This window comes from Streptomyces aurantiaciflavus (genome assembly GCF_049808595.1).
In the GTDB taxonomy this organism is placed as follows: Bacteria; Actinomycetota; Actinomycetes; order Streptomycetales; family Streptomycetaceae; genus Streptomyces.
In genome coordinates this window covers 211,879-222,727 of the sequence record NZ_JBNCAQ010000014.1, presented here as the reverse complement: position 1 = coordinate 222,727, position 10,849 = coordinate 211,879, and the positions used below count along the sequence as shown (strand labels likewise).

8 protein-coding genes are annotated in these 10,849 nt (G+C 68.9%); 6 read left to right on the top strand and 2 right to left on the bottom strand.

Going from position 1 to position 10,849, the window contains the following annotated elements; all coding sequences use genetic code 11:
* The first annotated feature begins 168 nt into the window (after positions 1–168).
* Positions 169–1,131 (top strand): sensor histidine kinase, encoded by a 963-nt coding sequence (locus ACPT94_RS19450; protein WP_425246405.1) that lies wholly within the window; start codon positions 169–171, stop codon positions 1,129–1,131.
* A 192-nt stretch (positions 1,132–1,323) separates the two neighbouring features.
* Here the strand turns inward: ACPT94_RS19450 and ACPT94_RS19445 are convergent, their stop codons facing one another.
* Both ACPT94_RS19445 and ACPT94_RS19440 read right to left on the bottom strand, forming a co-directional pair.
* The gene (locus ACPT94_RS19445; RefSeq protein WP_425246404.1) at positions 1,324–3,834 is read right to left on the bottom strand and encodes an ABC transporter permease; all 2,511 of its coding nucleotides are present in this window, start codon (positions 3,832–3,834) and stop codon (positions 1,324–1,326) included.
* A gap of 109 nt (positions 3,835–3,943) precedes the next feature.
* Positions 3,944–4,723: an ABC transporter ATP-binding protein gene (locus tag ACPT94_RS19440; RefSeq protein ID WP_360333355.1), complete on the bottom strand. Its 780-nt coding sequence runs from the start codon at positions 4,721–4,723 to the stop codon at positions 3,944–3,946.
* A 679-nt stretch (positions 4,724–5,402) separates the two neighbouring features.
* Between ACPT94_RS19440 and ACPT94_RS19435 the strand changes: the two genes are divergently transcribed.
* The 5 genes from ACPT94_RS19435 (at position 5,403) to ACPT94_RS19415 (ending at position 10,772) form a co-directional block, all read left to right on the top strand.
* Complete coding sequence (locus tag ACPT94_RS19435) at positions 5,403–6,398, top strand: YdcF family protein (protein ID WP_360333352.1); 996 nt, start codon at positions 5,403–5,405, stop codon at positions 6,396–6,398.
* Between the two features lie 58 nt (positions 6,399–6,456).
* Entirely contained in the window at positions 6,457–7,611 is a 1,155-nt protein-coding gene (locus ACPT94_RS19430; protein ID WP_360333349.1) for a VanZ family protein, read from the top strand.
* A gap of 200 nt (positions 7,612–7,811) precedes the next feature.
* Positions 7,812–8,303 carry a hypothetical protein gene (locus ACPT94_RS19425; RefSeq protein ID WP_360333346.1) on the top strand — a complete coding sequence of 164 codons (492 nt, stop codon included), beginning with the start codon at positions 7,812–7,814 and terminating at the stop codon, positions 8,301–8,303.
* Positions 8,304–8,997: 694 nt separating this feature from the next.
* On the top strand, positions 8,998–10,083 hold the full coding sequence (locus tag ACPT94_RS19420) for an alkene reductase (RefSeq protein WP_360333343.1): 1,086 nt from the start codon (positions 8,998–9,000) through the stop codon (positions 10,081–10,083).
* Positions 10,084–10,250: 167 nt separating this feature from the next.
* Complete coding sequence (locus ACPT94_RS19415) at positions 10,251–10,772, top strand: MarR family winged helix-turn-helix transcriptional regulator (RefSeq protein WP_360333341.1); 522 nt, start codon at positions 10,251–10,253, stop codon at positions 10,770–10,772.
* Positions 10,773–10,849: the final 77 nt, after the last annotated feature.

Genomic DNA, 10,849 nt, shown 5'->3' with positions numbered 1-10,849 from the left:
CTCCGACGACTCCCTGTACGTCACCCTGGTCGGCTCCGACTTCACCGACGAGGGCCGCCGCGCCGCCAAGATCCTCGAGAAGGTCATCGCCAAGGCCGGTCTCAAGGCCCCGGTGAAGATCGCCCAGGCAGCCAACTGCGGGCCGCCGTACCAGCGGGTGTCTCCCTGTTGCTGACCGCCGTCGCCACGTCGACCGAGCGCATGCGTACGCTCGGCCCCGGTGAGGTGGCGGTCCTGCTCTGCCTGCTGATGATCGCCGTCCGTACCTGCCCACCACGATGGGCGTTGCTGTGTGCCGTCCTCACAGGCGGGGCGACCATCGCGGCGCCGCTGCGCTTCTACGAAGTCATCGCCAAGGAAGACGCGCTGCTGTTCACGCCGCCGATGGCGCTGCTGACCGGCATATTCGCCGGCCTCGGTGGCTACCTGCGCTCCCTGGACCGCAGGCGCGGCGTCGCGGTCGCCGAGACCCGCCGCTCCGAACGCCTCGCGATGGCGGCCGACCTGCACGACTTCGTCGCCCACCACGTCACCGGCATCCTGGTCCAGGCACAGATGGCCCGCATGATGGCCGCCACCGAAGCCGGCCGCCTGGACCCGGTCCTGGCCGGAATCGAGCACGCCGCGACCCAAGCGCTCGACTCCATGCGTGTGACCGTCGGCATCCTGCGCGGTGGCCCACAGGAGACGGCCCGCCTCGAGCCGGGCGAGAAGCGCCCGATGGGCGATCTGACCACCCTTGCGGAACTGGTCGGCGGGTTCGGCGGCCCGACCGGTCCGAAGGCCGAACTGCACCGCGACGCCTCAGTGCCCCAGAACCTGCCCCACGAAGTGCAGGCTGCCGCCTACCGCGTCGTCCAGGAAGCCCTCACGAACGTACGCCGCCACGCCGCCGACGCCACCGAAGTCACCGTCGCCCTCACTCACGCCGACAGCACCCTGCACGTGACGGTACGCGACAACGGCCGCGGAGGTGCCCCGATGCCGTACGCCGCCCGCGGCGGCGGCTTCGGCATCGTCGGCCTCACCGAACGCGTCACCGCCCTCGGCGGCACACTTCACACCGGCCCACGCAAGGACCAGGGGTGGGAGGTCGTGGCCCTCCTCCCCGCCGCGAGACGAGCGCATTGACCCGAGGACGGTCGGGCAATCCGTCCGTGCGTCGAAGGGGTCTGCCGCACCGATCGGCGAGGCGCCGGACAGCAACGGCCGGTCCCCGCCTCCGTCGGGACAACTGACCCCGCGCTCGCGGAGTACGACCGTTCCGCGCGGGCGCGGGATCAGCGGCCGAGCAGCCTGCGGCCGTACGGCGACCCGCTCCGGCTACTCGGTCTTGATGGCCGTGAGCATGTTCAGCCGGGCCGCGCTGTGGGCGGGCCACAGGGCGGCCAGCAGGCCGACCAGCGCCGCCAGCAGCAGGAAGAGCGCGAACCGGCCCCACGGCAGCACCAGCGCGTATCCGGCGATGTCCGCCTTCACGATTTCGCCGACGGCCCAGCCCAGGAAGGAGCCGACCCCGATGCCGATCACGGCGCCGAAGAGGGAGATGACCACGGCCTCCAGCTGGATCATCCGCGTCACGCCCCGCCGGTCGAGCCCGACGGCGCGCAGCATCCCGACCTCCCGCTGCCGCTCGAAGACCGACATCGCGAGGGTGTTCACCACTCCCAGCGCCGCGATGAGCAGGGAGACCGCGAGCAGTCCGTACAGGACGTTCAGCGCGGTGTCGAGGTACCCGCTGAACTCGTCGCGGATGGCCTGCCGGTCGCCGATCTTGACCCCCGGGTGCCCGGCGAGGGCTGTGGCGAGTGCCTTCTCGTTCGTGCTGCCGTCCGTCGTGACGTAGATCTTGGTGATGGACGTCGTGTCCGCGTACGGTTCGATCACGTCCGTGGATACGGCGACCGGCAGAACGACCTCGTTGTGCTCGAAGACGGCCCCGACGGTCAGTTTGCCGCTCTTGGCGTCTGCGTACTCCACGGGCAGGGTGTCCCCCACCTTCCAGCGGTGGGACCGGGCGACATCATCGGCGACGGCGATCTGTCCCTGCGCGAGCGTGTCCAGTGAGCCGGAGACCACCGTGAGGCGGAGGGCTTTGCGGAAGTCCGCCGGGGTGACGCCGGAAACATCCTGCTGACTGCCGTCGATCTGCATCCACGCCTGCTGCTCCTGCGACACCGCCGTGACGCCCTGGACCTTGCGCAAGGCGGCCACCGCCGAGGTGTCCAGGCCCGCGCCGCTGTCCGTGACCATGTAGTCGGCCTTGACGATGTCCGTGGTCACCTTGTCCACAGCCTGGCCGAGGGTGGCAGCGAGTACGGTCAGAGCGCTGACCAGTGTGAGCCCGATGGCCAGCGCGGATGCGGTGGCGCCGGTACGGCGCGGGCTGCGTACGGCGTTCTGTCCCGCGAGCTTGCCGGAGACCCCGAAGCCGCGCCACAGCAGCGGCTGTACGACCCCGATCACGGGCCGGGACAGCAACGGGATCAGCACGAGGACACCGGTCACTACGAGGACGGCACCGAGCCCGACGAGCCCTTTGCCGAGGGAGCCGCCAGCCCTTGCGCCCGCGACCACGACCGCCGCGCCGACCAGCGTGACGAGCGTGCCGAACAGGTTCCGTACCAGCAAGGACCTGGTGGTGGCGGGCAGGTGCGCACTGCCGATCGCCACGACGGGCGGGATCTTCGCGGCGCGGCGGGCCGGCAGCCAGGCGGCCAGCATGGTGACCAGAACCCCGACGACAGCCGCGACCAGGACGGTCGTCGCCGTGACGACCAGTGGCCCGTCGGGGTTCTTCGCGCCGAAGACACCGACCGTGGAACGCGCCACGGCGGCCATGGCGGCGCCGACTCCGAGCCCGCCGGCGGCGCCCACGGTGCCGACAGCCATCGCTTCGATCAGGACGGACCGGGTGACCTGCCTGCGGGAGGCGCCGACCGCGCGCAGCAGAGCGAGTTCGCGGGTGCGCTGGGCGGCGAGCATGGTGAAGGTGTTGGCGATCAGGAAGACGCTGACGAAGAGCGCGACGGCGGCGAAGGCGAGCAGGATCGCACTGAGCGTCGACGCATCACTCGCGCCTCCCTTGGCCCTCTCGTCGGCGAGTTGCCGGCCCGTCTTGACGTCCGCGTCGTCCGGAAGCAGCTTCCTGATGGCGGCGGCGAGCTCGGTGCTCGAAGTGCCCGGGTCGGCGGTGACGGTGACGTACTCGGAGAAGCCGGGCTGGAGGAAGAGCCGCTGGGCGGCCGGCGTGTCGAACAGCACCAGGCTGTCGCCCAGGGCCACCCAGGTGTCGTCTGTGGTGAAGATGCCGGAGAGCTCGTACGTCTTCGCCGGACCCTTGAGGGCCACGCGCACCGTGTCGCCTACGTCGTAGCCGCCCTTCTCGGCGGTGCCCTTGTCGAGCGCTACCTGCCCGGGCCCGGTGGGCCCGCCGCCGTCGGTGAACACGTAGAGCGGATCCTTGCCGTCCCTCCCCGGCGCGAAGTTGGCGCCCAGGCTGGACGAGCCATTGCCGATGAGCCTGCCGTCCTTGTCGGTGACGCCGGCGATCCCGTCGACCCGTCCGGCGGCTTCGGCGACCCCGTCGAGCCGGGCGATCTCGTCCAACGTCTTCCCGCTGATGCCGGGAATCTTGTCGGAGGGGTCGTAGGTACGGGCCTCGACGTCCACGTGGGCGTAGCTCTTGGCCGTCTGGTTGCGGTAGCCGGTGCTGAGAGTGTCGTTGAAGATCAGGGTGCCGGACACGAACGCGACGCCGAGCATGACGGCGAGCACGGTCATCAGCAGTCTGGCCTTGTGCGCGAGGACGTTGCGCAGGGCTGTGCGGAACATGGTGGTGTGGTCCTGGTGAGGGGAGGGGAGGGGAGGACGTGGGTCGATCAGGGGGTGCGTGGCGGTCCGTACGACTCGGTGCGGTCCAGCTCGGCTCGGCTCGAACGGCTCAGCTCGTACGGAACTTGATGTCGAAGGACTTCATGAGATCGAGGACCCCGTCCGCGGTGGGCTCGTACATCTCGTCCACGATCCGCCCGTCGGCGAGGAAGACGACCCGGTCCGCGTAGGAGGCGGCGACCGGATCGTGGGTGACCATGACGACGGTCTGGCCCAACGTCCGTACCGAGTCACGCAGGAACCCGAGGACCTCCGCGCCCGCACGCGAGTCCAGGTTTCCTGTCGGCTCGTCACCGAAGACGATGTCCGGCTTGGAGGCGAGAGCCCGGGCGACGGCGACCCGCTGCTGCTGGCCGCCGGAGAGCTGTGCAGGGCGGTGGCTGAGCCGGCCGGACAGGCCGACCATCTGGATGACGCTGTCCAGCCACTCCTTGTCCGGAGTCCGGCCCGCAATGTCCATCGGGAGCGTGATGTTCTCGAGCGCGGTGAGGGTCGGCAGCAGGTTGAACGCCTGGAAGATGAAGCCGACCTTGTCCCGGCGGAGTCGGGTGAGCTGCCGGTCCGTCAGAGACCCCAGCTCGATGTCCCCGACCCGGACGGAGCCGGAGGAGAAGGAGTCCAGCCCGGCCACGCAGTGCATCAGCGTGGACTTGCCGGACCCGGAGGGCCCCATGATCGCTGTGAACTGGGACTGCGCGAAGCCGACACTGACCCGGTCGAGGGCGACCACCTGGGTATCGCCTTGCCCGTAGATCTTGGACAGTTCGGTGGCGCGGGCGGCCACGGCGGGGGTGGCGGTGCGGGGGTCCGTGGACGAGGCGGTGGTCACGGGTACTACTCCGATCGACGGCAGAGGCAGCGCCGGGCGCGGACCACAGACGGCCACAGACGGCCACGGACCACAGACGGCCACAGACGGCCATGGACGGCCATGGACGGCCACAGGGACATGAGCGCCCAGGCCCCACCCGCAGGGAACTTCTCCATCGTCCGGTTCACACGGATCCCGCGTATCAGCCAAAGTGTCGACCACCTGAGGCTGATGCGAGCGGCCGTTTCGTCAGCCTCGGGTATACCGTCACGTCAGCTCCGGGGATGACGCCCGGTGGAAACCGCCCGGGAAACGGGTCTGCCGTGGGAGCTGCCCTCCCCCACCGGCGAGACGCGCTTCATATCGGCAAGACCCACCCCATCACCGTCTCAGCCATATGGCCGATGCACAGCCAAGCCGAGCGATGCGAGCCTCATCCACCAGGCGGGCGAAGCGTGACCCGCACAGCCCACCGTTCCGCAGATCGCCAGGCAACTCCGGCAACCGGCCGGCGCCCAGTGATAAGAGCCCCACCTGGCGCTCGTCGACACCCTCGGAGGCGCGGCGGCCCCTGCGACGACGTCTCGCGGCGGACTGGGCTCACGCCCTCCCCTCGGCAGATCTCCCCTCCTCCCTCTCCCCCTTCGGCCGGAGACTCCTCACGGCCCGTTCAGTTGACGTACAAAGGGCCCAACGCATGATCTTTGCTCCCGCAGGCGTCTTCTTCCTGGTGTTCGCCTGCAGCTTCCTCTACGACCGAAGACTCGTACGCAACGGCGTCTATCTCTTCTTCGCGCTCCTCTTCCTGTCCTTGGGGCTGCTGTACAAACTGGCGTCGGTGTCCGAGACGGCGGCCCTGATCTCGCTGTGGACGCTCTGGATTCTCCTCATCCTGTTGCCCTTCGTGCTAGCGATCTTCCTGATCGCGAACGGAGTGACGATGATGCGCCGCGAGGGCAGGCACCTGGCGAATCTGCTGTCGCTGGCGACAGGTGCGGGCATCCTCCTGTTCATCACCCTGAAGGCGCTGACCAACCGCACCCGATGGGAGCTGCTGGACACCCCGACGGACGCGGCGGGATTCGTCCTCGGTTACGTGTCGCTGCTCTTTGTGTGTTTTCTGCTCTACTCGTTCGTCTACGGCAGGCTTCGGTACCGGCGCGCCGTCGATTTCGTCGTGGTGCTCGGTTCCGGGTTGATCGGAGGTTCGCGGGTGCCGCCGCTGCTGACGAGCAGGCTGGACCGGGGACACGCCGCCTTCGACGCCGAACGGGACAGGGGCGGGAACCCGATGCTGCTGACGTCCGGCGGCCAGGGGCCGGACGAGGACCTTCCCGAAGCGCGGGCGATGGCCGACTACCTCATCGCGGCCGGTGTGCCGGCCGACCGGATCCTGGTCGAGGACAAGTCCCGCACCACCCAGGAGAACCTGCGGTTCAGCAAGACGCTGATGCAGGACCGCAAGAAGGACTATCGGGCCCTGGTGGTGACCAACGACTTCCATGTCATGCGCGCCGCGCAGATCGCGCGCAAGGAGAAAGTCGAGGCACAGGTCATCGGCTCGCCGACGGCCCGCTACTTCTGGCCGAGCGCGACGATCCGCGAATTCGTGGCCGTCTTCCTGTCGCACCGGGTCCTCAATTTCGGCATCTGCGCGCTGCTGGCCGTCATCGGCCTACTGCGCCTTTACTGATCCCATTTTTTCGTGTGCCGAGGCCGAGCAAAGCCACGGCGCTGAGAGGAATCCGCTCATGAGTACAAGGGTGGAGCCGGCCATATGGGCCGCCCTGCTGATGTCCGTGGCCGCGTCCGTACTGTTCGTGCCCTATATCGCCGTGCGGTACCGACGACGTGGTGAACTGGGCCTGGGCAACCTGGCATTGGCGTTCGCCGGGCCTCTCTACGGCCTGGCACTGTTCTTCTACGTGTTCGCCCCGTTCCCGCCCGTGGGGCAGGATTTCTGTGCCGCCATCGGTGTTCGTCGACCGCAACTGATTCCCTTCCATTTTGCGCACGACATGGGGCAGTCCGCGACCGGCAGCGGCCTTGTGGCGGTGCTGCACAATCCGGCCCTGACGCAAGTGCTGCTGAATGTCGCGCTTTTCATACCCCTCGGCATGTTCGTCCGGTACGTGTTCGGGCGTAGCGTGCCCGTCACCGCGGTCATCGGCCTGGGTGTGTCGCTGCTGATCGAGACGACGCAACTGACCGGAGACTGGTTCATCTACCCGTGCGCGTACCGGCTGTTCGACGTGGACGACCTGATCGCGAACGGCCTGGGAGGTCTGATCGGCGCGCTGGCCGCCCCGCTGCTCAGCGCCGTGCCCGGTCAGCGGGTCCACGCCGAACCGGAAGAGCCGCGCCCGGTCACCTGGCGCAGGCGGCTGCTGGCGTCCGTGTGCGACCTGATGAGCTTCGGGTTCCTGTATGTGCCGACGGTCGCCGCCTGCGCGGCGCTGATGTGGGTGTGGCAGGGGGGTCTGTCCGCCAGTGGCACCCCTCCCTACTCACACTTCTTCTTCAACGCGACCGTTGAGCGTGTCGGGTTCTGGGGGCCGTGGCTGGTGCTCACGGTCGGTTTTCCCCTGGCAGGCAGCGGGGCCAGTCTCGGGCAGCGCATCGTCAGGTTGCAGGCAGTCACCGCTGACGGCCGCCGACCAGACGTGAAGGCGAGACTCGTACGTGGCCTGACGGGTGTTGGCGGCTTCCTGCTCCTCAACCACTTCGACTCGTTGTCCGGCCCTGCCACCGTCCTGGCCGTCATCTCACTCATCGGGTTGTTCAAAACCTCGCAGCACCGCGGCTTCTCCTACCTCTGCGCGAGACTGACGATGACGGATTCCCGCACGCCGGGCGGGCAGACGGCATCGACCGAGCTCGTGCACCGACTCGACCCCCGGCGCTGAGGTATGTCCCGCCGGCCAAGGCTTTTTGCGGCCTGAGCGCCTTGCCGTCGTCCGGCCTGGGAGGCATCCGTGCCGGCAGCTCACGGCAAGATCACGATTGGGCCTTGCGTGTAGAACCCATGGATGCCTCGTGGTTAACCTGTGCCGCCCGACTCTCTGCGCGCGATCTGGCTGCCGGTCAGGGCTTTGAGGAGCTTCCGGTGGAGAACGCGTCGCCACTTCCCCCCAACGTCCCCCCGCGCCCGTCCAGCGCTCCCACGGAGCACACGACGGCCGGCCTGTCGGGGTCGCCCGACGGCTGGCGGGACGAGTACGAGAACGACCCGGAGTACCAGCGCATCCTGGCGGCGATGGAGACGCCGTGGTGGAAGCGGCCCGTGGCCCTGTGGGGCGGAGTCGTCGGGGTCGCTGTGGCGTCGTTCTTCCTGGGTGGTGTGGTCCTGGACTCCGATGGCGGCTCGGGTTCTTCCTCTCCGGGCTCCTGGGTGCAGGACCAGACGGATGGCCGGTCGCAGGACAACCAGCAGCAGAACAACCAGCCTGTCGGGCTGACTCCCATCCAGAAGAGTCAGATCCTGTCCAAGTACTGCAACCGGCAGGCCGGCGGTCCGTACAACGTGTCGGAGGCCGAGTACCTCGACTGCCTACAGAGCTACGAGGTGACGGACCAGGGCATGGTGATGCCGAAGTAGATCCGAGCCTCCGGGTCAGGCGGCGGGGACCAGTACGCGCTTGGCCGTCATGACGGGGCGGGCCTCACGAGTGGTCAGCCCCGACTCGGGCGACGTCCAGCAGCCGGTACAGCCACTGCTTCCGGTGGTTCATCCCGGCGGCAACCTGACAGCCCCGGTGCGCCGGCCAGCTCCGGGGCGGCCTTGGAGAACTCGGCCAGGGCCGGGCGGACCTGATCGAGGAACTCCCCCTGGGCCTCGGCGAACATCTGGCCCAGACGGGGTTCGGTCAGCCCGGTCTGCCCCTCCGGCGCCTCGGCGCTTTCCCCATCACGGCGGGCCTTTCACTCTTCAGAATCTCCAACGGGTAGTCGGTGCTGCTGACGCCGTCGATCGTGGCGTGGTGGGGGGACGCGGCACCCCCCAAGGGAGGGTCCACCCCGCGTCGAGCTGTATGTGGAACCGCACTGCTTGACTCCGAGACGTACGCGTATTGCTCGAACAAGTACTGGGCTGACCAGCCCTAAGATTCGATCACCGTACGCCACTGCGAGGCCTTCGTCTGCCATTCTTCGGCTTCAGGCCTTGCACGTGACGCAGCTCACACGACCTTCAGGGAAGGTCCAAGGCTATTTTCCTGTTCGGACAAGTAACTGCCCGCGGGATCCCCCGCGCGTCCGTTTGGACCCTCCCTTCCACGCGAAAAGAGACGACGATGTCGAAGGCATTCGAGCCCTACGAGCTGGGTGGCAAGCGCCTGGCCAACCGCCTGGTGATGGCGCCGATGACCCGAAGCCGCGCCTACGGCCCCGGCCAGAGCCCCATGCCGTTGATGGCGGACTACTACGCGCAGCGTGCCTCCGCCGGGCTGATCGTCACCGAGGGCGTCCAGCCCTCCAGGGTCGGCCAGGGCTACCCCGACACCCCCGGCATCCACACCGCCGGGCAGGTCGCTGCCTGGCGTCAGGTGACCGACGCGGTGCATGCCCAGGGTGGCGTGATCTACCTGCAGATCATGCACACCGGACGGGTCGGACACCCGGCGCTGATGGGCCTGCAGCCCGTCGGCCCCTCCGCCGTCGCGGCCGCCGGGCAGGTGTACACCCACCAAGGACCCCAGGACTTCGTCACCCCGCGCGAACTGACCGACGCCGAGATCCGCGCCACCATCGCCGACTACGCCACCGCCGCCCGCAACGCCGTCGAGGCCGGCTTCGACGGCGTCGAGCTGCACGGCGCCAACGGGTACCTCATTCACCAGTTCCTCGCCCCGAACAGCAACCAGCGCACCGACGCATGGGGCGGCAGCCCGGAAAAGCGCATCCGCTTCGCCGTGGAGACCGCCAACGCCGTCGCCGAAGCCATCGGCGCGGACAAGGTCGGCTTCCGTCTCTCCCCGGGCAACCCCTACAACGACATCGACGAGTCCGACACCGCTGACATGGAGGCCACCTACACCGCCCTGGTCGAGGTCCTCGCCCCGCTGAGCCTCGCCTACCTGCACCAGCTGGAAGCCCCCGGCGTACGTGACCTGACGCTCCGGCTGCGCAAGGCATGGCCGACGACCTTCATCCTCAATCCCTTCACCGGCCAGGAGCCCACCGGACCGGCCGAGGTGGAACTCGTCGAGGACGGCACCGCCGACCTGCTCGCCTACGGCGCCCTCTTCCTCGCCAACCCCGACCTGCCCGCCCGCCTGGCCCAGGGCGGCCCGTTCAACACCCCCGACCCCGCCACGTTCTACGGCGGCGACGAGAAGGGCTTCACCGACTACCCCACGCTGGAGGAAGCCCGCGCCTGACGCCTCGGCGACAGACCCGAGCCCGCCGGGCATGCCACACCTGAGCAGCACATAGCCTGTGCCCTCAGGATGCGGACCCGAGGGCCCGCACGCGGCAGTCGGCCCCACCACCGGCTGCCGCGGTGAGCCCGGCAAGGACGGCCGCACGGGAGAAAGCAGAAGGCACCATGGAAACCGAGGCAACGCCCCAGGTCCCCGAGACCGGGGAACTGCCCGAGGCCGCACGCCGCGGGCCGATCAGCCACGCGATCTTCCGGGTGGCCCGCCTGCACCGCATGCTTGCCGGCCAGCTGCTGCGTGAGGTCGGTCTGCACCCGGCCCAGGAGCTGGTCATGATGCAGCTGTGGGACCGCGGCCGAATGCGCCAGACCGACCTGGCCCGGCACGTCGACGCCGACGCCGCCACCATGACCCGCACCATCCAGCGCCTGGAGAAGGCCGGCTTCGTGCGCCGCGTGCGCTCCACCAGCGACAAACGCTCCGTCCTGGTCGAACCCACCGCCGCCAGTCAGGCCCTGCGCCAACAGGTCGAAGACCTCTGGGCCCGCCTCGAGGGCTACGTCGCCGGCGACCTCACCAACCCCGAACGCGGCGAGACCCTCGCCGTCCTCAAACGCCTCGAAAACAATCTCGCTGCCCTCGCCAGGGACGCCGATGCCCCCTCGCGCCCCGACGCACCCGACGTCTGACCGTGCGATCGGTGGGCGAACGGGCGCACCGCCGCCGGGCAGCACATCCAGCGCCCTGATCGAGGTTGTCGAAGGCG

Coding starts and splice junctions, on each gene's coding strand:
- ACPT94_RS19445 (WP_425246404.1), bottom strand. CDS start 3,834: ATGTTCCGCACAGCCCTGCGCAACGTCCTCGCGCACAAGGCCAGACTG.
- ACPT94_RS19435 (WP_360333352.1), top strand. CDS start 5,403: ATGATCTTTGCTCCCGCAGGCGTCTTCTTCCTGGTGTTCGCCTGCAGC.
- ACPT94_RS19430 (WP_360333349.1), top strand. CDS start 6,457: ATGAGTACAAGGGTGGAGCCGGCCATATGGGCCGCCCTGCTGATGTCC.
- ACPT94_RS19420 (WP_360333343.1), top strand. CDS start 8,998: ATGTCGAAGGCATTCGAGCCCTACGAGCTGGGTGGCAAGCGCCTGGCC.
- ACPT94_RS19415 (WP_360333341.1), top strand. CDS start 10,251: ATGGAAACCGAGGCAACGCCCCAGGTCCCCGAGACCGGGGAACTGCCC.